The sequence below is a fragment of the Candidatus Poriferisodalis sp. genome (assembly GCF_965198245.1).
In the GTDB taxonomy this organism is placed as follows: Bacteria; Actinomycetota; Acidimicrobiia; order Acidimicrobiales; family Poriferisodalaceae; genus Poriferisodalis.
In genome coordinates, this window is sequence record NZ_OZ240249.1 from 4254122 (window position 1) to 4277465 (window position 23344).

Here is a 23344-nt window from a genome sequence, read left to right on the forward strand (position 1 = left end):
CGGAGTCAGAGGTTAGCGAGGGTGCGTCGGGCTGCTCGTGCGGCGGTGTCGGTGCGGGTTTGGCCGGTGATGCGTCGGATGTCGGCGCTGTCGGGCGCTGTTTGGGTGACGGTGGTGCGCACGTCTTCGGCGACTGCTGTGCGCCCGCCCACGATGATCACCCGGGTCGGCCGGTAGTCGCGTATCAGCGATGCTGTCGCCTCGGGCAGCATGCCCTGCGCGGTGTAGGCGACCGCGGCGTTGTCGGTCGCCGCGGCCAGTGCGGCGGCGACGCCCACGTCGGGCGCGGACCAGCCGTTCGCGATCACCAAGGTGACGTCGGCGGGCGCCGCAGCGGGGTTGCCCAGCACGCGGCGTGCTGCTTGTGCGGCAGTGTCGATGCGGTCATCGCCGGTGAGCCGCGAAATGTTGGCTCCGTCTGCCGCGTCGGCGACCGCGTCGGCCGCGTCAGGGCCGATCGCGGCGGTGCCCCCCACCAGGATCACCCGCGCTACGTCGTAGTCGCGCAGCAGCGCCGCGGACGCCTCAGACAGCGTGGCGGCCTCGGTGTACAGCACCGCGGCGCGGCCGCTGCGCGCAGCCAGCGCCGCCGCGGCACCGATGTCAGGCGGCGACCAGCCGTTGGCCACAATCAGCGTGACCCGACCCGCCGCAGCGGGCGCACCCAGAATGCGTCGCGCCGTCGCCGCCGCGGTGTCAGCGCGATCCACCCCCGACTCCCGCGAGATGCCCGAATCGGGCGACGCAGCACGGATCTGGGTCCGCACATCACGCGACACCGCAGAAGTGCCGCCCACGATCACCACCTCAGCGGGCAGTGCTTCTCTCAACAGCGCCCTGGTCTCCGAGGACAGCTCGCCGCTCGCGGTATAGACCACCACCGCGCCGTCGGTACGAGCCGCCAGCACCGACGCCACGCCCACATCGGCAGCACTCCACCCGTTCGCCACCACAAACGTCGCAACACCGACATCGAAATCACCGCCGCCGCCGCCACCGCCACCGCCGCCAGAGCCGCCGCCGTCAGCATCGCCGTCGTCGTCCGCACCGACCGGGGTCGACCCGCTCGCCGTGTTCCCGGTGCCCGTGTCCGATGCGCCGGGCGTCGCAACCGACGTGGTGCCCGCGGTCACCGTGAATGACACCTCCAGCCAACCCCGCACATCGCCCTGGCCCCCGGGATCCGCATACGCCGTCGCCCGCAGCGTGTAGGAACCCGCCGGCAGCGCCTGCCCGTTCACCCTCCCGGCTCCGTCGCCGTAGAGCGAGTACGGCGCCGCGTCGTCGGTGTGCGTCACCGTCTTGGCGCCCGAGAGCGCGAACCGCACGCTCCCCGGCACCACGCCCGGGCTGATGTCCGTTCGGATCCCGTAGCTCGCCGCCGCCAGCTCGCCGAGCTGCACCGTCGAGCCGTCCGCCAGCGCCATCAGGTCCGCGTTCGTGCCCGCGTCCACCAGCGTGAACCCCGTCAGCCACGCCACCTCGCGCTCGCTGTTCAGGATCGTCGCCACCGCCGAGCCGTCTCCGATCACCGCGGCCCCGTTGTTCGCATCGCGCCCCGCCGGATTGCTCAGCACCAGACCGAACGTCTCGCCGGTGTCCTCCTCGCCGTCGTCGGCGATCGGCACCCACACCGTCTTGCGCGTCTCGCCCGGCGCGAACGTCAGCGTCCCGCTCGTGGCCGTGTAGTCCGCCGGCGCCACCGCCGTGGCGTCTGTGGTCGTGTATTGCACCGTCACCGTCCCCGATGCAGCCGGGTCCAGCGTCACCAGGAACCCGGCCGAGCCGTCGGCCTCGTTCGCCGCCGCGTCGAACACCCTCAGCGTCGGCGCCCGGGAGTCCCAGGTGTGCTCAGACGACCATCCGCTCACCGCTGCGTTGCTGTAGGCGCGCACCCGGGCAGTGACCGGGCCCCGGCCCGACGCTCCCGGCGGCAGCGTGATGCTCGTGCCCGCCTGCAGGTTGCGGCCCTGGTTCGCCCGGTTGCTGTAATGCAATCCGTGGCGCCACACCACCAGATAGCCCCACGCGCCGGGCACCGCGTCCCAGCTCATCACCCGGTCCGAGCCGATCTCCACACCGGTCGGCACCGCCAGCACCGCATCGGCGGGGCGGTCCACCAGGATCCGCACCCAACCGGTGCCGCCCGACACCAGGCCCGAGCGGGTGTCGTCGCGGGCGTAGGAGACCCGGTGGTTGTACTTCACCTCGAACGGCGCGCTCAACAACGCGTCGTAGCGCCGGTCCCACGGGTAGTCCTCCAGGGCGGCCGCGGTAACCGTCACCTCGTGCCAGTCGTTCGGGGTGCCCCCGAAGATCGGGATGCGGTCGTTTGCCCGGTCCGGGAAGTTCGTCATGTCGTAGACATCGCTCATGGTGAGCTCGTTGCCGTTCTCATCGGTGCGGAAGCCGATGCCCTCCACCTCGCACCACAGGTTCGTGAACAGCGTCGGGGCGGTGTCGATCGGGCTCGTCGCGAGCCGGCCCGCCGGCGACGAGACGCGCTGGGGGTTCACGTTGTATTTCCTGGTGCACGGCTTGAGGCGCACCCGGTACTTGCCCTCCTCGCCCATCCGGATCCGCAGCGCGGTGGTCGACGCGTCGTGCCAGGCGCCGTCGTTGAACACCTGCGCCTCCACCAAGTCACGCGCATAAGGGCTCGTCAGCGGCGTCTCCCCCTCACGGGCCGTGCCGTGCCAGTACGTCTGGCGGCGCGGAGAGTCGAAGTCCGGCGAGAAGTCCAGATCCACCCGGTACCAGCTGTCCGCGTCCAGACCGCCCAGCACCAGCTTCACGGCCTGCCACGCCTCCTTCCTCAACAGCGGGTACGGCTCGGCGTAGCCCACCGCGCCGGTGGCGGTGTCGGTGTAGCGCACATACAGCGGGTTGCCGTCGGGGTTGCGCACCCCGAAGCGCACCCACAGCGTCGAGTCGTCCGGCGTCTGCAAATAGACGCCCTCCACCACCGTGTCATCCAGCGTCGCTGTGTTCGACCACGGCCCCGCCACGCCGTTGATGTTGATCGCCCGCACCCGGTAATGGTTCTCCCGGATCACACCCGGCGCCAGCACCTGATGCACATAGGTGTGCTCGAAGCGGCCCGTGTTCGCCACCAGCGCATACCAGTCCGCCTCATCGCCGACGCACGTCGTGCGGCACACCTCGATCCGGTAGCCCTGGATCTGCGAGAACGTCGCCGTCGCGCTGTTCGCGGTGACCCTGTCGGTGGCGTTGGAAGGCCGGCCCCAGCTCAGCTCCGCACGACCGCTGTCTGTCGCCCGCACCCACAGGCCCTGGATCGCCTTCGGGATCCCCGTGAGCCGCTCCGTCGGCGTGCCCGGCACCGACGCCACGTTCGCAGACCCGTGGGCGTTCACCGCCTGCACCTCGAAGGTGTGGGCTGCTCCGTTGGTCAGCCCCTCCACCCGGTAGCCCGTCACCAGCCCCACCGACTGCCAGGCGTTGAACGTCCCGCCGTCGGTGCGCCGCCAGCGCACCTCATAACGCAGCACCGGGCTGTCGTTGACAACCGGCGCCCACGACAGCACCACGAACCCGTCCCCCGACGTCTGCACCGACACATCGGGCGCCGCCGGCGGGCCGTCGTCGTCGGTCACCGTCAGCACGAGCCGCGGGTTCGCGCCCGTCGTCACCCGCCCCGGCAGCGGCGTCACGAAGCCGAGCATCAGGGTCTCGTTGCCCTCCACCGCGGCGTCGTCGCCGAACGTCACCGTGAAGGCCGCCTCGGTGGCGTCGGCCGCGAAGGTCACGCCGGCGGGCACGCCCGAGAACTCGTCCGCGCTCAGGTTCGCGCCCCGCGCCGCCGACAGCGTCAGCGCCACCTCGCGCTCGGGCGCCTGGCTCAGGCGCACCGTGACGCTCACCTGGGCGCCCTCGGGCACCGAGGCCGACGCCGGGTCGAACGTCGCCGAGACCACCGGCACATCGTCGTCCGCCACCGTCACCTCAAGCGTCGCATGGGTCCCCGCCACGTAGCCCTCCGGCAGCGTCCCCAGACCCAGCGTCAGGACGCGGTCCGGCTCGTCGTCGGTGTCGTCCACCGTGCTCACCGTGAAGGTCTTGGAGGTATCGCCCGCGTTGAACACAACGCTCGCCGGCACGCCGGAGTACCCGCTCGCGCCGAACCCGGCGCCGGGCGTCGCCGTGATCGGCACGGTGACTGTCGCGCCCGCGCCGGGCGCCTCGCCCAGCGTCACCGTCACCACAGCCGAGCCGCCCTCGACCACCGACGCCGACCCCGCGCCGAACGACACCGCTATCCCTTCCCGCGGCGTGACCTGCACCTGGGCAACAGCACCGTTGTGGTTGGCGTTGCGCGCCCTGATCTCGAAGGCGTGCTCGACCTCATTGGTGAGGCCCGTGAACGTGTGGCCGACAGTCTCGCCGTCGCTGCCCCCGATCGCGGCCCAGCTCGTCCAAGGGCCGGTCCCGGCGCGCCGGCGGTACTGATAGTCGCCGGCCCAGATCTGGTCGTAGGTCGCCGGGTGGTCCCAGCCCAGCGTCGCCTCGGTGTCCCCCGGCCTCGCGGCGATGTTGCGGGGAGCGCCCGGCGCGGCGTCGTCGTCGAGGATCAAAAGCGTCGCCGTCGACGCAGTGCCGATGGTGTAGTAGTCCGGGTTCGACGGGATCGCGAAGGTGACCGTGGCGTGGTCCCCCGCCGCCGAGTTGCCGGTAGGCGTCAGACCGTAGCCGGATTCTGTTGATGAAAATGCGAAGACAGCGTTCGGCTGCCCGTCGATGGGGACGGCCCCGAGCGCGGGGATCCTGGTCGTCGCCCCCATGGCGAAGGCGTGCAGAAAGACGTTGCCCAGGTCGTATCCCCGCGAGAGCGTTCCGACCAGGCGCACTGTGCCGCCCTCGACGACTCTGGTTCCGCTCCGTCCCGAAGAGTCCTCCAGGCTGATGGTGAACACCGGCGGGTCCTCGTCGTCGACGTATCTGAGGTCGATGCCGCCGCCGATCCGGGACCCGCCGTGCGCGGCGGTCAGTGTCTCGGTCACCGGCGGGTGGTACAGGTCGCCCGGGCGCTGCGGGGCGCTGACGGCGAGCGTGCCGCTCGATTGCCCGGCGGCGATGGTGACGGTCGCGCTCCCGGCGGCGCCTTGGATGACGGGCCCGCTGGTGATCTCCTGGCCGCCCCACTCCAGGGTTACCGTCTGGTCGGTCTCGAACCGCACGCTGTTGGTGATCCACACCGTCGCGGTCGCCGAAGCGCCGCCCTCCACCAGTTCGGTGACGTCGTTGCCCCCCGAATCGCGAACGGTGAGCCCCAACAGCGCTGTGTCGTCGTCTGCCACCGTGATGGCGATCTCGTCGTTCGTCCCCGGCACGTAACCCGACGGCAGCGTCCCCAACTCCAGCGTGAGCACCTCGTCATCCTCGTCCAACATGTCCTGCAACATCGTGACCGCGAAGACCTCGGAGGTGTCGCCCGCGGCGAACGTCACGCTCGCCGGCACGCCCGAATACTCGGTCGTGCCGAGCCCGGCGCCGCGTGTCGCGGTGATCGGCACCACCACCGTCACCCCCGTCGCCGGCGCCTCGTCCAGCAGCACCACCACCGAATACGCGCCGCCCTCGGTGACCGATGCCGTCGCCGAGGCGAACGAGACCGCAACGCCGACCCGCGGCGTCACCATCACCGACGTCTCGGCCCCGTCGCCGGCGACGTTCTCGGCCCGCACCTCGTAGGTGTAGACCGTGCCGTTGGTCAGGCCCGTGAACTTGTGGCTCGTCGTGGCGCCGTCGCTGCCCGGGACCATCGTCCAGGCGCCGAAGGCGTTTGTCCCCTCCTTCACCCGGTACTCGTAATGCAGTACGGGCTGGCCGTGGTCCGGCGCGGGCGCCGCCGGCGCACTCCACCTCAGGGTCGCCTCGGTGTTGCCCGCCTGCGCCCGCAGGTTCCCCACCGCCAGCGGCGGCGTGTCGTCGTCGCGCACGATGATCGTCACCGTCTTTTCGGCGCCGGTGCCGAGGGTGTAGGGGATATCCGTGCTCGTCTCGAGGGCGAATGTCACTGTGCGGGCGCCGTCGTTCTGAGTCGTGTTCTCCGCCGCGGTCAGCGTGACGGTGGCGTCCAAAAGGCCCGAGACCAGCAATGTGCTGTCGGGCAGCGTCCCGCTGAGAGCGCTGTCGCTGTCGGTGACGGCGAACTTGAGCGCTCCGGGAGCCGGGTAGCGCACGGACAGCTCGATGTCGATGTCGAACGTGTCGCCCTCGTTCACCGACTCCGGGGCGTCGACGATGCGCGCCACGGGCGGGCTCTCGTCCTCGATGCGGCGGAACTGCTCGATGGTCGCGATGACCGCGCCCGCCCACTTGGCGGTGAGGTCGTGGGTCTCGGGGATATAGACCGGGTTCAGGTCGTTGTCGGGCGCGCTGACGACGAGGCTGCCGCTCGACGCTCCGGCCGCGATGGTGATGGCCGAGGTGTTGCCTGCGCCCCGGATCCGGCTGCTCAGCGGGATGCCGCCCCACTCCAAGGCGATCTCCTGGTCGGCGCCGAACGTGGCCTCGCCGGCGTTGGTGATGGTCACCGTCGCGGTTGCCGAAGCGCCGCCCTCGGTCAGCCCGGTCACGTCGCTGCCGCCAGAGTCGCGCAGCGTGAATGCCCACTCCGGCGCGAGCAGCATCAGCGTGTCACTGGCCGCACCGCCGCCGCCGACGTCGTTCACGGCGCGGACCTCGAACGTGTACTGCGCGCCCGGAACCAGGCCCTCCAGCGTGTGGCTGGTCTCGTTGGCCCCACCCGGCGCGCTGTCCGCGACCGCGGTCCATTCGGAGAGAACGCTGATCCCCAACTGGACCGTATCGTCCTCGCTCCAGCTCAGGCCGGTGCCGGCCCAGGTGAGCCTGCCCGCCGAGTGGGTTGCGTCCGCGAACGCGAACGAGGAGGCGCCCACGTTGAACGTCAGGTCGTCGAGCGCCGCCGCGGGGATGCTGGCGCGGTTGATTTCGAGTCTCAGCTGCCCGCCGATGAGGTCTACTAAAACGATCCGGTGGTTCACTGAGTCAAAGGAGAAAGTGTTGTCGGTCAGAAGCTCGCTCGGCTCGCATCCTTGGTTGCCCTGCGAGGTGTCGCATCCCAGGAAGTTCAAGCCCAGGTCCTTGACCGTGAGCGTTGCCGACCATATGGGCGGCGTCCGGTAGCGCACCTCATGGCCGGTTATGGCGCTGCCGTTGGCCCAGGTGCCGCCGTCCCACTGGAGACCCACCTCGCCGAACGTCGAAGTGTTCGCGGACGACATCCCCGTCACAGCCTCCGGAGCGGTGGCATCGAGGGTGTTGTCGACGAGCAGGATGGCCAGGGCCGCGGCCTCGTTTTCGGCGATGTCGCGGATGGGACTCGTCCCCGGCACGGTGTAGTCGACCGTCAGAATGTCGCCGGGGCGGAAGGCCGGGCTCACCGTGAGCACGATGCCCGAGGTCCCGCTGAGCGCCGCCGCGGAAACGGTCCGGGCGGTCCTGCCGGTATTCACCACCACGGTGAACGCCGACGCCGCCGGGACCGAATCCGGATCCAGGGGCTCGTCGTAGGCCAGCAGCACCTCCGTGTTGGACGGCGTGGACGTCTCCGACAGCTCGGGCGCCGTCTCGTCGACGATGGCGGTGGCCGCCAGGACGGCGTTGCCGTTGCCCACCGCGTCGGTGACCGCGTCGGCGGCCAGCGCGACGGTCACGTCGGTGTCGGAGGCGGTGAGCGCCGTGTCCAGGGTGAGCGTGACGGTCTGTTGGTTAACAATGTCGATCGCCGCGGTCCCCGTGGTGGTCAGGGTCGTCCCGCTCGAGTCGAAGGTGATCTTCGTGCGGTCGGCGGCGCCGATGACCTCGCTGAAGGTGAGGATGATCTTCGACTTGTCCGCCGACGGCCGAGCCCCCGTCAACTCAGGCCGCACGCCGTCGACCTTGTGGCCCGAGTCGGCGGCGAGACCGGAGTGGCTGCCGTCCGCTATCTGCCCGAGAGGACCGACGAGCCGATTGAAGTGCTGCACGGCGAGGCCGCTCACCACGATGCCGTCGGTGTCCTCGTCGCCCTCCCCGACGGTGTGGGTGCAGGCCAAGACCTTCGTCGGCGCCGTGCCGAGCGCGCATCTCGGTTCCTTCTCATCTGCAAAGCCGATTCCCAAGTACAAGAAGATGTTCGGTGTATGTGGGCTGGCGTCGGTAAGCGTGATGTCCTTGTCGAAGGTGAACGTCACGACGATGTCGTCGCCGATGACGTAGGTCTCATCGGCGCCCGGGTCCGAGGTGACGGCGACCGATGCGATCCGCGGCGGCGGGCCGGCGATGGGGCCGAGCCGGGGGCTGGTGCGGGGGTATTCCCGGTTGCCCACGTCGTCGTCGAACACCACCCGCACCTTGAGGTGCTTGCCCACGTCGTCGGCGGTGGGCGTGTACACAGAGCCGGTCTCGCCGTCGATGTCGGTCTCGTCGGTGCCGTCCACCCGGATCCACTGGTAGTCGTAGGAGGCGCTCGCGACACCGTCGGTGGAGTCGGTGATGCCCGAGACGTCGGCGGACACCTCCACGCCCTCCTTCGGCGTCTCGACGCTCAGAACCACCGTCACGTTGCCGGGCCAGTGGAGGGGGCTGGCGGCCCACTGGTACTGATAGAGGCCTGCGCCCGGCTCGCTCTCAGCGGCGTCGTCGGAGGAGTAAGACACACTGTTCACCGTGAAGGTGAACCCGCGTGGCAGTTCCCTGTCCAGCACAATGACCAGATCACCGGAGTTGACGGCGCGTTCATCGTCGAATACGGCGAGAACGGTGTACGTGACCCCATCCACGGTGAACAGCGACTCAGAGATGGATCCGAAACCGAGAGAGTGCGCAGTCGCTTCCGCCGTGGCGTATCCACTTGCTTCGAATGACGAACCGACGATCACTTCCGCCGGCGTCACAGTTGCCGCGAAGACGTCGTGGGCGAACGGGCTGCTGATTGCCGGGGCGCCGTCGGCGGGGGTGTTGTCGGGCTGAGCGCCGGGCAGGTCGTAGGCGTAGATCTGGTCGTCGGTTTCGTCGACCACCCAAAGCACCCGGCCGTCGAACCACATGCCCGTGGGATCGTCGTTGTCGCTGCTCAGGGCGAGGTTCTTGGCCGAGTCCTGGGACTCGTCGGAGTGCTTGTAGGCAAAGACGTTGTCGTCGTCGCTGTCCGCCACGAACATCGTGGTGCCGTCCGACCAGATGCCGAACGGTTCCTCGGCGTTCTGGGCCGCGGTGTCGGTCGACACGTACAGCTCCTCGAAGTCCTTGGCGGAGTCGTGGGCGCCGTCAGCAATCGTGTAGGCGAAGATTTTGTTGGCGCTGGTGGCGCCATCGTTGGCCACATACACGGTCGTGCCGTCGCACCACACGCCCCTGGGATCGGTGTTGGCCGAGTTCAAGGCGATGTCCTTGGCCGAGTCGCGGGTGGTGTCGGACATCTTGTAGGCGTAGAGCTTGCCGTCGTCGTTGTCCGCCACGAACATGGTCGTGCCGTCAGAGCAGATGCCGGCGATAGCAATGTTGCCGGCACCGCTCAGGCTGTCGAAATCGTTGGCGCTGTCGCGGGATCCGTCGGAGCGGTTGTAGGCGTAGATCTTGTTGTCGAAGAAACCGCCGTCGTTGGCGACCCAGAAAGTGTCTTCGTTGCCCCACATGCCGGTAGGAGCAATGTTGCCGCTGTCCAGGTCAAACCCCGTCACCCGCACCGGCGGGGGCGGCACGAACACGGAGCCATTGATCTCGATCCTGAGCGACTGCACGAAGGATCCCCACGAACCGCTGCCATATTGATGGGAGTCATTCCCAATTGACCAGCCCGTCGCGCCGCCAGCGTCTTCGTTGTTCGCGCTGGTTGAGTTGAATGTGACGGTGCCAAAGAAGCCCGACCGTTCGACGACAACGAAGTAGGCCGTACCCGCCGCAAGGGTGGGGCACGTCGCCGGCACAACGAAGGTATGTACGCCCGAGCCGGAGAAGGTGTCCGGGTCGCTCAGCGTGCACAGAGCGGCGCCGGGATTGCCACTGCTGTTCGCGTTCAGCGTGACGGTCAGCTGGCCGCCGACGAAGTTGGTGTTGGAGATGGTGTTGAAATCGATGCCGATGGAACTCAGCGTGTAGCCCGCTTCGCTGGTGCCGGCGGTGAACTGCTGGGCCAGCCTGGGCTGGGTACTACTCAGACCACGAGGGACGCCGGCGGACTGCCCCGTGTTCTTGACCAGGGTGGTCGCCAGGATCACCGTCTGCGCATCCGCCGGCGGCGGCACGGGCACGAGGAGCACGGCGATCAGCGCCAAGGCCAGCAGCGGGAGCGTCACAAGACGCCGGGAGGCGGTCATGACCTACCCCCAAAGTCGCGGGGGGGGGGGGTCAGCGCGAACGCAGGAGCGATGGCCGGAACCATCGTTGCGTCCCCCGTCTCAGCTGGATGGACCGGTCTGTCGAGCGTCATGCAGATACCCCCCTCGTCGCCGGCCCACTCTATGTGTCATTCACATCAAACTATGAGACATTCACGCTGGTGCCTCCAAGGCTGTGCTTGATCGCTGGGTGCTCGCCGACATCGGTCGGCTGGTTCACGAGCGAAACCTGTTGCTCTCGCAGAACACGCCCGACGGGTCGTGATGGACGACCACGTCCTGTTGAGTCCGCAGCCCGGCGAAGAGCCGATCTAGCTGCAGCCCCGAGACGCCGGTGCGCCTGCCGTCGGATCAGGCGCAAGCGTAAAGCATGAAAGTTTCATGCTAGGTTCATGCAATGGCGAATCTCCAGGTCCGGAACATGCCTGATGAACTTCACGAGCGCTTGCGTCGTTGCGCACAGCAGCGCAACTGTTCGATGAGCGCGGTCGTGCTTCAGGCCGTCGAGCGCGAACTCGAGTGGTCCGAATGGCAGGAGCGCTGGGAGTCGAGCCCGGAGATCGACCTCGGCATCAGCGCTGCGGAGGTACTCGATGAAGTGCGTCGCGAGCGAGACGAAGAACTCTATGGACGCCTACGTAGTTGACTCGTCCGCTGCGATTGAGTACCTGCTCCGGACCCCCGCAGGACTCGTGCTGGGGGACACCATCGCGGGGCGTTCGTTGGCAGCGCCCGAGATGTTCGATGCCGAAATCGTCTCGACCATGCGCCGCTTCGTGGCCCACGGAGTCATCCCCGCGGCGCGTGCTGAGACGCTGCTCGACAACCTCGCAGCCTTTCCTATCGAACGCGTCTCACATCGATTCCTCACACGGACGGCATGGCATTACCGGCACAGCGTCACCGCCTACGACGCCATGTATGTCGCCGTAGCCGTCGCCAAGCGTGCACCCCTCATTACGGTCGACGGCAGACTCGCGCGAGTGCCGAATCTTGGGATCGCCATTCATCACGTCCAGCAGAGTTGAACGGCAGCTAGGTCAGCCGATGTCCACCGGTGTTCCCATGTAAGAGTGACGCCGTGTCTTCCATGGGCTCAGACGTCATGACCGAGTGATGCTCCCCCGCTCTACGTTGGGGGCATGGCAAACGGGCTGAGCGTGAAGGACCGCGCCACGGGGCGGGTCTCGGCGCGGGTGATCGACCGGGCGGATGCTGCCACGCTGGTGCCGTTCGTGGAGCAGCGCACCGACTGCGGGGCGCTGGTGTTCAGCGACGGTCACGCGGCGTACTCGATGCTTGCCCGCCGCCATGAGGTGGTGGCTCACAGCGTTGGGGAGTACGTGCGCGGGATGGCTCACACGAACGGCATCGAGAGCTTCTGGGCGCTGATGAAGCGTGGCTATGCGGGGACGTTCCACCACATGTCGGCCAAGCACCTGCACCGGTACGTGGCCGAGTTCGAGGCTCGCCACAACCAGCGGGTCACTGCTGCGAAGGGGCGGCTGGCCGGGCTGGCTGCTGGCTGTGACGGCAAGCGGCTCGACTGGGCCACCCTCACCCGCTGAGCGGGTCAGCCGAGGTTCGCTGGGTGGTTGTCTCTTGTCAGACCGTTGTGGCTGACGACTTCAGCGACGAGCTGCTGTCCACCGTCCGAACAAGAGCGTCGCCGATGGTCTCGATCACGGCTTCAAGCAGCGTCCTCACTGGTTCCGACAAATCCTTCGGGTCGGTCAGCCGTTCGCTGTCTGTCCACATTGCGCGTGCTGCGCTCAGGAGCGTCTCGCAGCGTTGCAACTCCGAGTGTGTGAGATCGAACTGCTCCCAGTTCGGAGCGTCCAAATCGAGCGTGTAGTTCCGGTCGTGAACCACGTCCGATCTGTGCTTGATCAGCACGCGGAACTCGACGGCGACATCAGCGTCAGCCATCTGCTTGCCTCTTGACCTGCTGCATTTCGGTGTGCACTTCGAATGTCTTGTCTTTTGTCGTGTCGATTTTGTCGCCAAGCCGTTCCAATTGGTGAGCGGCTTGGCCCAGAAATTTCTTGATGATGGCGTAGATCGTGCCGAACGCTGCCACAGCCACTGCCGCTGCGGCTCCGTGGGCACCCCAATCGTCCACGCGCGGATTATGGCCGTTCTGCGACGGAGGCCTGCGTGCCTCAGCGGCGAGGCCGAGGCGGGGCAGTGGCGACAGCACGGGCAATCCGCTCAGGCGAGTCCGGGATCATCGGCTTATCGGGCTGCTTGTCCGACTCGGGCTTCGCGGTCTCGGTGGCTGCCATGCCTTCACCGTAGCGGTTCGCGCTACGCGAGTCACCCCGGTTTACCTCTAGATGGTTAGTTCCAAGGGGTCGGGTCCGCCGGTTGTGTGGTGAGGGTGTCCAAGCTCGGGGTGAATCACACCACTAACCCCTTGGAACCAACCATCTAGCGAGCAACGGCGCCTTTGCAAGATGCACGGCTCGATCCCGCATGGTGAAGCCGAATCAGAAGGTGGGCGCGCTCAATTGGTCCTGAGTCTCAGCGACTATGAGCGCTACGAGTGGACTCATCCACGACTTTGGCGTCTCTTGCAGGCACAGTTCTTGACTTCGAGTTTCCTGTTCCTCGGATTCTCCATGGCCGACCCGAACTTCGAAGCGGTGTTCAGGATCGCCCGGCTTGCCACCGCGGACAAGCTGATGCCGCACTACGCGATCATGAAGCGGTCCGACGACGACGGGATGTTCGATTTTCGCGCTGGTGATCTCCGTCGCGCTGGGGTTGAACTCATCGAGGTCGCCAACTATTCCGAGATCACGACGATGCTGCAGCGGCTCGTTGCCAGAACGCGACCGGCCGGGCTCTTTGTGTCCGGCTCCGCCCGCACTCCTGAGGACGCCGAATCGACAGGTTCCGGCACCTATCCGACCGCTGCAAGCAACGAACGACTCGACCGCTTCGCAGAGGTTCTCGGATACCGCCTTGCGGACGAACAAGTTCCCTCAGTCGTTGCAGCTGGCGAACTCGGCGCCAGAGTCGGTTACAGCTACTTGTCCCGACTCGACCCGTATGACCCGAGACGTTTCCTCTTGGTCAGACGGCGCGCGGACGAAGACGTCGGGCCTCCATCATTGCGACAGGGACAGATGCAGTTCATTGGCGATGTGCCCGACATGCTGAGATCGGCAGCATTAGAGCGCGTTCGCGCCGTCGTAGTGCTCGGGGGAGGCCCCGGCACCGAATCCGAGGTCTCTCGTGCCCTTGAGTTGGACATGGCTGTAACACCCCTGCCGTACGGTTGTTCTTATGAACGGCGGCGGCGATTCGGCTTGTGGTGGCGGTGCGGCAGGCGCGTTGGTATCGGGTGGGGTGCGTGTGGATGCGGTGGATGTTGCTGGGCTGTGCGGTGAGGGCCTGCGGGCTCGGCTGGGTGTGCTGGCTCGGGCCGAGTCGCGGCTCGCGGCGATGAAGGCCGACGCGTTGGGCGAGATCGCCCGCCGCAACGGCGACGGCGCCGCTGCGCATGCCGCGACGGACGCCATGGCGATCTCGGGCCGCAGGGCGCGCGGCGAGGTCAGGGACGCAGTGAGGCTCGGCGGGCTGAACGCGACCCGTGAGGGGCTCTTTGCGGGTTCGGTTCCGGTGGGCCACGCGCAGCTGATTGCCCGTGCCGCCGGCGACGCCCCGATCGACGACGAGTTCCTCGCAGCGCGGGCACGACACGAGGGCTATGACGAGTTCCGTCGCACTGTCGCCCGCCATGTGGCCGACGTCAGCCGAGACGACGGCGCGTCACTGCTGGAGCGGCAGCGCCGGGCGCGCAGCGCCAAGATCGTGACCCGCTCCAGCGACGGCATGACCGTGCTCAACCTCGTCGTCGACCCCGTCACCGGCGCCCGGCTGGGCACGCTGATCGCCGCCGCCGAGCGGCGTCTGTTCAAGGACGAGGATCCCGCTGCGCGGCGCACACCCCAGCAGCGGATGGCCGACGCGATCAGCCAGCTCATCTGCGATCCCGGCGCCAAGCGCCCCGCGGGCGCGTCGCTGATCGTCGTGGCGGACTACGACATGGCGAACCACCAGCTCACCAACGGACGCCTCGCGGACGGCACCCCGATCCCGATCGGCGAGATCGCCAAGATCGCCGTCGACGCCGAAGTGCTGCCGGCGATCTTCGACGCCGCCACCGGCGACCTGCGCATGGGCCGCACCCGCCGCACCGCCACCGACCTCCAACGCGCCGCGCTGGCATTGCGCGACAAGGGCTGCGTCGGGTGCGGCATCTCCCCCGAGCGCTGCCAGCACCACCACATCGACCACTGGCAGCACGGCGGCCACACCGACTACACCAACCTCGTCACCGTCTGCCCCGACTGCCACAACGACAAGATCCACCAACAAGGCTTCACCGCCGAATGGGACACCCCAGGCAGCCGCTACCGGCTCCAACCACCCACCCAGCCGCCAAACAGCAGCAACGACCCGTCACGAGCACCCCCACGCTGAACCCCCGGGGGCAAAGCCCCAACCGCCGAGACGCAAGACACTCGCGGTGATTCACCCCAGGAGTGCACCAAGCTGCAGGGAGCAATCGATGCGCGGCTGCTCATTGCCGCGCTTGTAGAGGCGAAGACGATGATGCAGGGGCCCACCACGCTCGGACATCGAGATCGGAAGCACCTCGACAACACCGAAGCGGGCGCACTGGTAGCAATCGTCCCAGCCGAGGTTCGCGCCACTGCGACACGTGCGACACACGCCATCCTGTGGGCGAGCGATGGGAACTAGACCCGGCCGAACTAGATCAAGGTACGGGCCGCGGGTCTAGATCGCTCATGCGAATACGGCATCGCTGCTGACGGCTAAGTCCGCTTCGAGCGCCGTAACGATTTGGTCCGCATCTCTCACAACCGTTGCATTGCGCGCAGCAGCATCCATTTGCTGGGCCCAAGGCTGGGCGGTCACCAGCGACTCGACGAGAAAAACACGCTTGCCATGCATTAGTGCCTCAGCGGATAGGCGACCATGCCCGGCAGCCCCGACGGCTTGGACTTTGCGCAGAAATGCCGCCACAGACGGCAAAATTGCACAAAGAAGGCGTGACACGAATGGGCGACACGCGGCCGATAACTGTTGCGCCACGACAGACCAGCGGTGGCGGCGCAGACCGACCGTAGGGTCAGCCGAGGAGGCCCATGCCGCCGACGGTGTCTCGTTCTTCGACGAGTTCGGCCCAGGTGGCTTCGATGCGGGAGCGGCTGAAGGTGTCGAGCTCGAGTCCGGTCACCACGTGGTACTGGCCGCCTGACACCGTCACCGGGTACGACGTGATGATGCCCTCGGGGGCGCCGTAGTCGCCGGTGGAGGGGATAGCCATCGACACCCAGTCGCCGCCGGGCGTGTCCGACGCCCAGTCACGCATGTGATCCACCGCAGCCGATGCTGCCGATGCGGCCGAGGATGCTCCCCGTGCCTTGATGATCGCGGCGCCGCGCTGCTGGACCGTCGGGATGAAGTCGTCCTCCAGCCATGCCTGGTCGTCCACCAGCGCCGCAGCGTTGTGACCGCCCACCTCGGCATGGAAGATGTCGGGGTACTGGGTGGCGGAGTGGTTCCCCCAGATCGTCATGCGGGTCACGTCGTTCACCGACATGTCGGCCTTGTTGGCCAGCTGGGCAATGGCCCGGTTGTGGTCGAGGCGGGTCATGGCGGTGAACTGCCCATCGGCGATGTTGGGCGCATTGCGCATGGCGATCAGGCAGTTGGTGTTGGCCGGATTGCCCACCACCAACACCCGCACGCCCGGGTTCGCAGCGTCGCTCAGCGCCTTGCCCTGCCCGGTGAAGATGCCGCCGTTCGCCGCCAGCAGGTCGCTGCGCTCCATACCCGCCTTGCGGGGCATCGAACCCACCAGCAATGCGTAGTCGGCGCCCTCGAACGCTTCGTTCGGATCCGAAGTGCCGGTGCGCGACGCCAGCAGCGGGAACGCGCAGTCGTCGAGCTCCATCATCACGCCGTCGAGCGCACCCATCGCCGGCGGGATCTCCAGCATTCGCAGCTCAACCGGCTGGTCGGGGCCGAGCATCGCTCCCGAGGCGATCCGGAACAGCAGGCTGTAGCCGATCTGGCCCGCAGCTCCGGTCACGGCAACCCGGACTGGCTCTTTCCTGGCTGGATCGTTCACGGCGTTCTCCATGGGTCACGTGCGGGCACGATTGCATCGCGCTAGGCGCGAGCGTTTCTAGCGCAGCGTCTCCGTTTCCGCACCTGTTCGAAGCGGAGCAGTGACATACTCGGCCAGCGTGTCCGAATCAAGGCCGGCCAGCGGCCCAGAGGAACGTCGACCGGCCTGTTTCGTGCCGTCTTCAATCTGATCGGCGTGCAGCTGACGACGCTCGTCATGTCGCAGATCGGTCGCCTGCCACAACGCGTTGTCAAACAACAACTCTGCGTCACCGGTCCACAGCGGCGCGTCATACCCAAGCGCGGTAGCAGCAGCGAAGGCATCGCCGAGCGACATGTGAAAGCCGAGCTTGATCCGAGCCGCTGTCTCAGCCAAGTCCGATGTCACTGGATCGAGGACCACATAGCCACGCAACCACTCGGTGTCGCGTGAAGCCGAGGCCAAGCCGCGAATACGCGCCAGACCGCTGCACACTTCAGCGAAATTGACTGTGCTCATGACAGTGGCAGCGTCGTCTGCCTCCAGCAGTCGGCCGAACTCGGACGCTGCGAATTCCTCACCGTCGTAGAAGCCCACGACGACCCACGCGTCGAGAACTACCACTGGCGGACGTTCCGGCACCTACAGCTCGATCGAGGGAGTGGACTGCGAGCGCGGCTGCTGTTGTTGGGATCGCTCAAGCCGCTCAACGCGCTCTGCTTCTCGGCGCCGTTCGATCTCCGCGTCCTCTCTGCGTGCTGCATCAAGGTAAGCGGAAGCGCCTCGGTATTTTCCACGCGACTTCAGGATTTCCCGTCGTGCGCGGTCCCTGCGCTCAGCGGCTTCCCTCGCGATGGCCTGAGGGATCTCCGAGTCGCCGGCCATGCGAATCGGCGTCGGCGATAGAACGAGATACGACACGCCGCCTCCGAAACTCATCACCTCACCCTGCTCGCGCAGTAGTGCGAGCCGATCGGTGAAGTCCTTGGGTCGCGGCCATTTGGTCTCTGCCCACGCGAGCCGGAGCAAGTGCATATCGCGCTCGCTTTCTCCGCCAAGGCACACGGTGAACGCCACGGCCTCGGCTTGTTCCTTTCGCCTCACGGCTCGCACCGTTGTCGGGCTGCGGTCGTAGAGGTAAGCGCAAGCAGTCGGGGTGAGCACCTCGAGTCCGAGCCTGACGCAATGGCGCTTCCAGGACTCGCGGCGCTCGTCGTCGACTGCCCACCTGCTCAATCGAGTATTCCTCGTTGCGGCCGCGGTCGCGGTCGCAGCAGCCAACAACTCTTGGGCAGTTTGCCACTCCGGATGCTTCGTCATCGCGTGCCTCTGTCTGCGTACACCCAACGGAAGACTAGTTCAGTGTATGCCTGCCCGCGCTCAGATATGATCGCTAGCGATCACATACTGACGCGAACAGTTAAATCTGTCGGAGCTCTGATGACTGAGGCGGAATGTCTCAGCCGATCTCAGCCGCTGCGTCGACCGTGTTGGCCAGCAGCATCGCCCGTGTCATCGGGCCGACGCCGCCGAGACGAGGAGTCACCCAGCCAGCGACCTCGCCGACCGATTCGTCGACGTCAGAGAGGATCCGGCGGCCCTCGCGCGAAATCCCGCCGCCGACCACCGCCGCACCCGGCTTCACCATGTCGGGCGTGATGAGGCCGGGCACGCCGGCCGCCGCAACGATGATGTCGGCCTGGCGGGTGTAGGCGCCGAGATCGGCCACCCCTGTATGCACGACGGTGACGGCCGCGTTGGCGTTCGGGCGCTTGAGCGCCAGCAGCAGCGCCATCGGGCGTCCGATGGTGAGGCCTCGGCCCACGACCACCACGTGGCGTCCCTCAATCTGCACGCCGTAGTGCTCGAGCATGACCTGAATGCCACGGGGCGTGCACGGCAGCGGACCGTCGGCGCCCATCACCAGCCGGCCCAGGTTCACCGGATGCAGGCCGTCGGCGTCCTTGTCGGGATCGATGGCGAGCAGCGCCGCTTCCTCGTCGAGCTGGCGCGGCAGCGGCAGCTGCACGATGTAGGCGTGCACCATCGGGTCGGCATTGAATTGTTCGATGACGGCGTTGAGCTCGGCTCGGGTGATGTCAGCCGGGAGGTGCTCGTGTACCGAGTCAATGCCGACCTCTGCGCAGTCGCGGATCTTGGCGCCTACGTAACTGTGCGACGCCGGGTCGTCACCGACCAGGATCGTGCCAAGCCCGGGTTCCAATCGCTGGGCGGTGATCCTGGCTCGCAAGCTGTCCTTGATCTGATCGGCCAGCGCCTGACCGTCCAAGAGCGCTGCCGTCACGGCGTGAACAGTAGTGCCACCCCAGAGTGCTCGGGCCTCACGCAGTGCCGTTGGAGGCTGCGTTGTGGGAGGCGGTGCTGCGGTTGCGGGCGGTGCGGCGCTTGTGGAGGCGACGCAGCGCAGGCGACGCGGCAGCGAGAGCTCGGTCGGCGGCGGCCAGTACCCGGCCTGCGGTGCCGGGGGTCTCGTTGTCGATGAGGTTGCCCATCACAGCCAGGGTGAGGCTGGCGATCGCATCGGTGCCGACCGCGAGACGCAGACCGGTTCGCAGGATGCGCGGGTGCCCGATGAGGAACGAGAACCGCCGGCCCGTGCGCAGGAAGGCGTCGAACTTCTCGGCGACAATGCGGTCGTAGGTGTCGGCAACCGCTGCCGGGTCCTCGGCGAACAGATCGGCAACGAGGATGCCGGTCTCGAGGCCATAGTCGATGCCCTCGCCGTTCATCGGGTTGATCAGGCCCGCTGCGTCCCCGATGGCCACCCAGCCGGGGCCGTGGCGGCGAGTGGCGCTCATGGGGAGGCGCCATGCACGGGGCCGCTCCAGATACGGGCCGAGCTGCCAGCTGTCGGCCACCAGGTCGCGGTAGCTGTCGCAGAGCCGGTTCAGGTTGAGATTCGCGAAGCCCTTCATGGTGTTGAGCGCACCGACACCGATGTTGACCGTGCCGTCGCCAGCGGGGAACAGCCAGCCGTAGCCGGGCACCGCCATGCCGTCGGGGTCACGCAGCGTCAGGCACGCTTCGAGGTATTCGTCTGCGTGGCGGGGTGTCTCGGCGTAGGTGCGGATGGCGAGGCCGAACGGCTCGGCGGGGTCGCGCAGCGCGCCGAGCATGCGGGCGGCCTGGCCTTGAGCACCGGCGGCGAGCACGACGAGATCGGCGGTCCAGCGCTCTCGAGCGACGGTGACCCCCACCGCACGGCCGTCCTCGACGATCGGCAGCGCCTCGGTGCCGAAGCACAGCTCGGCACCTGCCGCAGCGGCGCCTTCACACAGAGCGCTGTCGAGACGGCGCCGGGGCCATACGGCGCCGTACGGGCCGAACTGCCCGTTCGCGGGCCAGTCCAGCTCGCGCACACGCCGCCCGGCGATCATCCGCAGCCCCGCAATGCGATGCGCTTCGTCCAGCGAAACGCCGAGCTCGTCGAGCGCTGCGACCGCACGGGGCGTCAGGCCGTCGCCGCAGACCTTGTCGCGACCCGGCGGCGCCTTCTCGAACGCAGTCACCTTGATACCGGCGCCCGCGGCACGCATGGCCGCCGCCGCACCGGCGGGACCAGCCCCGATCACGATCATGTCCCGGTGCGGCACCGCTACAGCCTGCCGACCCAGACGCCGGATCGCTCAGCGAGGAGCTTCTGGCGGACTCGCTCGGCCCGCCGCGGCGGCGATGGGCAGCAACACGAGCTCATGGGTGAATTCCAGCACTCGCACGGCGATGGCGAACGCGGCCGCGTCGCCGATGCCGAAGCGGTCGGCCAGCAGCGCCGCCACGACGACTTCCCGCACGCCAAGTCCCGCCGGCGTGATGCCGACCATGCCAACGAGCACGCCGGCTGCCGTTGCGCCGGCGACTAGCCAGACATCGCCGGTACCGGCTCCGACCACGGCAAGGGCCAGCAGCACCGTTGCCACGAGCCGCAGCGCCACCGAGGAGCCATACACCAACGTCGCCTGCCAGACCGTCGACCGTTGCGCGCTGAGTGCGTCGGGAGGGATGCGGTCGGCAATCGGTCGCAGGAGCACGACACGGCGCATGAACCGGTCGACGCGCCGCCACCACATGCTGGCACCCGCGAGCGTCCACGGCAGCGTCGCCAGGCCGACTGCTGCGCCGGCTCCGATCACGATGCGCACAAGCCAGCCGCCGGCTGTGCCCAGCCAGTCGCTCGGGGCCCACAGCGCCGCGAATACGGCGGCCCAGCCGACGAGGGTGGCGGTCTCGACCACAACTGAGGCCCCCGCGGCCGCCCGGTTGACACCCAACGGGGCAGCCAAGGAGGCACGGGCAGCGATGGGCACCAGGCCAGTGGGCAAGTAGCGGGTGGCTTGGGACAGCATCCAGATGCGAAGCGCGGGCTGGCACGCCAGCGATGTGCCGTAGCCGCCGATCAGCTCGCGCCACCCGGTCGCCAGCAGCAGCGTCGCCGCGAATGACGCGGCGATCGCCCCGATCAGCCAGCCGGCCTCGACGCTCAAGTCGATCTGGCGAAGGTCGTCCCAGTTCCGGACGGCCAGCCAGACAATCACTGCAGCGGTCGCCAGCCCGAGCGCCCACCGCACGGCCGTGCCAACTGTCCGCTGCGCCTTGGGTCCGGTCCGATCGTTCACGACGGTGGGCCCTCAAGGCCATCCGCATGGCCCCCCACCAGCATCTCGCTGAGCGTACTGAGGCCTCGAGAGGTCACCCGCTAGAGCATGACGCAACCGACGAACACTTCGCCGCGAGACTGATCATGTGCGTCCCCTGCCTGCAGCACCACCTGCGAACGTGCCGCCTCAGGAACTCGGCGGGTGGTCGAAGTTCGGCAGGCTCACGGCGTGGGCGCTCTGGAGCGCTTTCGTGTGGTGGTGGTCGTTTGTAGTGGTGTGGATGGGCCTCATTGGGGATTGGGACGATCCACACCCGCCGAACCGGATCGCCGCTTGGTCCGTCGCGCTCATCTCCATGGCGACGATCGCCGTCATCGGGTGGCGCATGCGTGTCCGCGTCGTGCGTTACGCCGCCCTGGCGTCCTTGCCTGTGCAACTCGCGTGGTGGGCATTCATGATCCCTAAGGCGGGAATCCCGAACTAGCGAATCAGTCGAGCGGGCTTGCTCCCGGCGCTGCAAGCTCAATCGGCTGGTCGGCGAGCAGGCCTGAGACGTCAGCGGGGCCGGTCGGCAGCCACGACTCCAGAATCGCGCGGGCGTCGCCTGTCTGCGCGGTACGGCGGCGCCGCTCGTTACGCCCGTTTCTAGCCATCGGGACAACTCTAGCACTCCTTCTACATATATTTTTTTTCATTTTCATTAATTTCCAGTATGTTTCAGATAGCTGAGAGCCCCAGCCGGCACATCACGCAGTGGCTCGTGGCCGAAACCGAGCAGGCAGTTCCCGATTGAGCTGCGTGGCGGTTCTGACTGTCGATGCTGACGGGATCGTTCGAGAACCGACATGCTGCGAGACTGCGCAAGTGCGCGCCGTGCTGGTGACCCCGGGGTTTCCGACCTCGCTCGACGATCATCACAAGCCGTTCCTCGCCGATCACGCACGGGCGCTTGCGGAGGCTGGAGCCGAGGTCACCGTCGTGTGCCCGGCTCATCCGGACGCCCCGCGCCGCCACGAGATGGGCGGCGTCGAGGTGTGCCGGGTTCGGTTCGCTCCTGCGCGGGTCGAGGCCCGCGTAGCGCTCGGCGAGAGCTACCGGGTGTTCTCCGGGCTGTCGGCGCTGTGGGTTATCCCGATGATTGCCCGGTTGACGTTGACCGCTGTTCGCCAGGCCCGGCGGCGCCCGAGTGCTGCTGCAAGCGACTCAGCCCGTCGGGTCAGCCCAACGCACAGCGGGCCGGTCATCCACGGCCACTGGTGGTTCCCCTGCGGGCTCGTGGCTGTTGCTGCCGCCATGGCGGCCGGGCGCCACGTGGCCAGCGTCGTGCAGGTCCACGGTTCCGATGCCGCGGTCACCACCAACGCAGTGCACCGCTGGCTTGCCCGCCGGGTGCTTCGCCGGTCCGGTGCCGTAGTGACCGTGTCAGAGGACTTGCGCGACTGGGCTGCGTCACTCGTGCCGCATCGTGGCGGTCTGCACCCGCCGCCGAGTGCTGAGCCTGAAGGTCGGCGCCCCGGCCCGCTGCTGCGGATCGTGTCCATGCCCGTGGGCGCCGACCGACTCGGATCGCCGACGCCCACGCCCCCCGACGGACCCGTCGTCGCCGTCGGGCGACTGATGGCCGAAAAGGGCTTCGACGTGCTCATCGAGGCCGTGGCGCTGATGCCTCCAGCGGAACGACCCGAAGTGGTCATCGTCGGCGACGGCCCCGACCGGACGCTGCTCGCAGCACTGGCCATGCGCCGCGGCGTGACCGTTCAGTTCGCCGGAGCAGTCGCCCCAGCGGAGATCGGCGAGTGGTACCGGCGAGCCCGCCTGGTGTGCGTGCCGAGCCGGCGTGAAGGCTTCGGCATGGTGGTCGCCGAGGCCCTCGCAGCGAGCCGTACGGTCGTCGCAACCAGGGTCGGCGCCGCGCCGCAATTCATCACCGACGGCACCAACGGCTACCTGGTCCGGCCCGACGACGCCCGCGCGCTGGCCGAAGCACTCGCCACAGCGCTGCACTCGAACGACGCTGTGACCTTCGCTGCACGTACCGATGTGCTGGCACCATTCGGTCCGCAGGCCCACGCGGCGGCGCTTTTGGACCTCTACGCCGAACTCAGCGCGAAGTAGCAGTCGATCGGCGAAGGATCCGACGGAGCAAGGGGTCGGCGGGACCGCCAGCCTGCGCTGTTGGGACCTGCTGGATCCCCCTGCGCAGGGAGGCGGTCCCG

19 protein-coding genes are annotated in these 23344 nt (G+C 67.8%); 8 read left to right on the forward strand and 11 right to left on the reverse strand.

The annotated features are described in order from the left end of the window. Positions 1–5: 5 nt before the first annotated feature. A complete protein-coding gene (locus ACOCMM_RS18880; protein ID WP_419554669.1) occupies positions 6–10343 on the reverse strand; it encodes a Calx-beta domain-containing protein in 10338 nt (3445 codons plus the stop codon). Positions 10344–10761: 418 nt separating this feature from the next. On the opposite strand from ACOCMM_RS18880, the gene ACOCMM_RS18885 reads away from it, so the two are divergent. From ACOCMM_RS18885 to ACOCMM_RS18895, 3 genes are all read left to right on the forward strand, one after another. Continuing rightward, positions 10762–11010 carry a FitA-like ribbon-helix-helix domain-containing protein gene (locus ACOCMM_RS18885; RefSeq protein WP_419554670.1) on the forward strand — a complete coding sequence of 83 codons (249 nt, stop codon included), beginning with the start codon at positions 10762–10764 and terminating at the stop codon, positions 11008–11010. After that, positions 10991–11392, forward strand: a complete 402-nt coding sequence (locus ACOCMM_RS18890) for a type II toxin-antitoxin system VapC family toxin (RefSeq protein ID WP_419554671.1) — start codon at positions 10991–10993, stop codon at positions 11390–11392. Before ACOCMM_RS18885 ends, ACOCMM_RS18890 begins: the two co-directional genes overlap by 20 nt. 114 nt (positions 11393–11506) lie before the next feature. Further along, positions 11507–11932, forward strand: coding sequence for an IS1595 family transposase (locus ACOCMM_RS18895; protein ID WP_419554672.1), 426 nt, complete (start codon positions 11507–11509; stop codon positions 11930–11932). A gap of 37 nt (positions 11933–11969) precedes the next feature. On the opposite strand, the gene ACOCMM_RS18900 is transcribed toward ACOCMM_RS18895, so the two are convergent. Genes ACOCMM_RS18900 through ACOCMM_RS18910 form a run of 3 tightly spaced genes read right to left on the reverse strand, consistent with a single transcriptional unit; the run spans position 11970 to position 12649 of the window. After that, complete coding sequence (locus ACOCMM_RS18900) at positions 11970–12293, reverse strand: hypothetical protein (protein ID WP_419554673.1); 324 nt, start codon at positions 12291–12293, stop codon at positions 11970–11972. After that, positions 12286–12486, reverse strand: coding sequence for a hypothetical protein (locus tag ACOCMM_RS18905; RefSeq protein WP_419554674.1), 201 nt, complete (start codon positions 12484–12486; stop codon positions 12286–12288). Before ACOCMM_RS18905 ends, ACOCMM_RS18900 begins: the two co-directional genes overlap by 8 nt. A 40-nt stretch (positions 12487–12526) precedes the next feature. Then, complete coding sequence (locus ACOCMM_RS18910) at positions 12527–12649, reverse strand: hypothetical protein (RefSeq protein ID WP_419554675.1); 123 nt, start codon at positions 12647–12649, stop codon at positions 12527–12529. Between the two features lie 114 nt (positions 12650–12763). Here ACOCMM_RS18910 and ACOCMM_RS18915 point away from each other — a divergent pair, with 114 nt between their 5' ends. The 3 genes from ACOCMM_RS18915 to ACOCMM_RS18925 all read left to right on the forward strand — a co-directional run bounded on the left by ACOCMM_RS18915 (position 12764) and on the right by ACOCMM_RS18925 (position 15137). Next, positions 12764–13759: an SIR2 family protein gene (locus ACOCMM_RS18915; protein WP_419554914.1), complete on the forward strand. Its 996-nt coding sequence runs from the start codon at positions 12764–12766 to the stop codon at positions 13757–13759. Beyond that, positions 13656–14855, forward strand: coding sequence for a DUF222 domain-containing protein (locus tag ACOCMM_RS18920; RefSeq protein WP_419554676.1), 1200 nt, complete (start codon positions 13656–13658; stop codon positions 14853–14855). Before ACOCMM_RS18915 ends, ACOCMM_RS18920 begins: the two co-directional genes overlap by 104 nt. A gap of 129 nt (positions 14856–14984) precedes the next feature. Continuing rightward, positions 14985–15137: a hypothetical protein gene (locus ACOCMM_RS18925; RefSeq protein WP_419554677.1), complete on the forward strand. Its 153-nt coding sequence runs from the start codon at positions 14985–14987 to the stop codon at positions 15135–15137. A 391-nt stretch (positions 15138–15528) separates the two neighbouring features. Here ACOCMM_RS18925 and ACOCMM_RS18930 read toward each other — a convergent pair whose 3' ends face one another. The 6 genes from ACOCMM_RS18930 to ACOCMM_RS18955 form a co-directional block, all read right to left on the reverse strand. Continuing rightward, positions 15529–16533 (reverse strand): malate dehydrogenase, encoded by a 1005-nt coding sequence (locus tag ACOCMM_RS18930; protein WP_419554678.1) that lies wholly within the window; start codon positions 16531–16533, stop codon positions 15529–15531. A 57-nt stretch (positions 16534–16590) separates the two neighbouring features. Beyond that, on the reverse strand, positions 16591–17136 hold the full coding sequence (locus ACOCMM_RS18935; protein WP_419554679.1) for a PIN domain-containing protein: 546 nt from the start codon (positions 17134–17136) through the stop codon (positions 16591–16593). 18 nt (positions 17137–17154) lie between these two features. Then, the gene (locus ACOCMM_RS18940; protein ID WP_419554680.1) at positions 17155–17748 is read right to left on the reverse strand and encodes a hypothetical protein; all 594 of its coding nucleotides are present in this window, start codon (positions 17746–17748) and stop codon (positions 17155–17157) included. A 223-nt stretch (positions 17749–17971) separates the two neighbouring features. After that, positions 17972–18817: a bifunctional 5,10-methylenetetrahydrofolate dehydrogenase/5,10-methenyltetrahydrofolate cyclohydrolase gene (locus ACOCMM_RS18945; protein WP_419554681.1), complete on the reverse strand. Its 846-nt coding sequence runs from the start codon at positions 18815–18817 to the stop codon at positions 17972–17974. 37 nt (positions 18818–18854) lie between these two features. Beyond that, positions 18855–20126, reverse strand: a complete 1272-nt coding sequence (locus ACOCMM_RS18950) for a geranylgeranyl reductase family protein (protein WP_419554682.1) — start codon at positions 20124–20126, stop codon at positions 18855–18857. Positions 20127–20159: 33 nt separating this feature from the next. Then, positions 20160–21146, reverse strand: coding sequence for a lysylphosphatidylglycerol synthase transmembrane domain-containing protein (locus ACOCMM_RS18955; protein WP_419554683.1), 987 nt, complete (start codon positions 21144–21146; stop codon positions 20160–20162). A 127-nt stretch (positions 21147–21273) separates the two neighbouring features. Between ACOCMM_RS18955 and ACOCMM_RS18960 the strand changes: the two genes are divergently transcribed. Continuing rightward, positions 21274–21612, forward strand: a complete 339-nt coding sequence (locus tag ACOCMM_RS18960; RefSeq protein ID WP_419554684.1) for a hypothetical protein — start codon at positions 21274–21276, stop codon at positions 21610–21612. A 4-nt stretch (positions 21613–21616) separates the two neighbouring features. Here ACOCMM_RS18960 and ACOCMM_RS18965 read toward each other — a convergent pair whose 3' ends face one another. Next, positions 21617–21781, reverse strand: coding sequence for a hypothetical protein (locus ACOCMM_RS18965; protein ID WP_419554685.1), 165 nt, complete (start codon positions 21779–21781; stop codon positions 21617–21619). Positions 21782–21926: 145 nt separating this feature from the next. On the opposite strand from ACOCMM_RS18965, the gene ACOCMM_RS18970 reads away from it, so the two are divergent. Beyond that, positions 21927–23243, forward strand: coding sequence for a glycosyltransferase (locus ACOCMM_RS18970; protein ID WP_419554686.1), 1317 nt, complete (start codon positions 21927–21929; stop codon positions 23241–23243). The last annotated feature ends 101 nt before the right edge of the window (positions 23244–23344 follow it).

Coding starts and splice junctions, on each gene's coding strand:
- ACOCMM_RS18895 (WP_419554672.1), top strand. CDS start 11,507: ATGGCAAACGGGCTGAGCGTGAAGGACCGCGCCACGGGGCGGGTCTCG.
- ACOCMM_RS18920 (WP_419554676.1), top strand. CDS start 13,656: ATGAACGGCGGCGGCGATTCGGCTTGTGGTGGCGGTGCGGCAGGCGCG.
- ACOCMM_RS18900 (WP_419554673.1), bottom strand. CDS start 12,293: ATGGCTGACGCTGATGTCGCCGTCGAGTTCCGCGTGCTGATCAAGCAC.
- ACOCMM_RS18880 (WP_419554669.1), bottom strand. CDS start 10,343: ATGACCGCCTCCCGGCGTCTTGTGACGCTCCCGCTGCTGGCCTTGGCG.
- ACOCMM_RS18890 (WP_419554671.1), top strand. CDS start 10,991: ATGGACGCCTACGTAGTTGACTCGTCCGCTGCGATTGAGTACCTGCTC.
- ACOCMM_RS18910 (WP_419554675.1), bottom strand. CDS start 12,649: ATGGCAGCCACCGAGACCGCGAAGCCCGAGTCGGACAAGCAGCCCGAT.
- ACOCMM_RS18925 (WP_419554677.1), top strand. CDS start 14,985: ATGATGCAGGGGCCCACCACGCTCGGACATCGAGATCGGAAGCACCTC.
- ACOCMM_RS18965 (WP_419554685.1), bottom strand. CDS start 21,781: ATGGCTAGAAACGGGCGTAACGAGCGGCGCCGCCGTACCGCGCAGACA.
- ACOCMM_RS18885 (WP_419554670.1), top strand. CDS start 10,762: ATGGCGAATCTCCAGGTCCGGAACATGCCTGATGAACTTCACGAGCGC.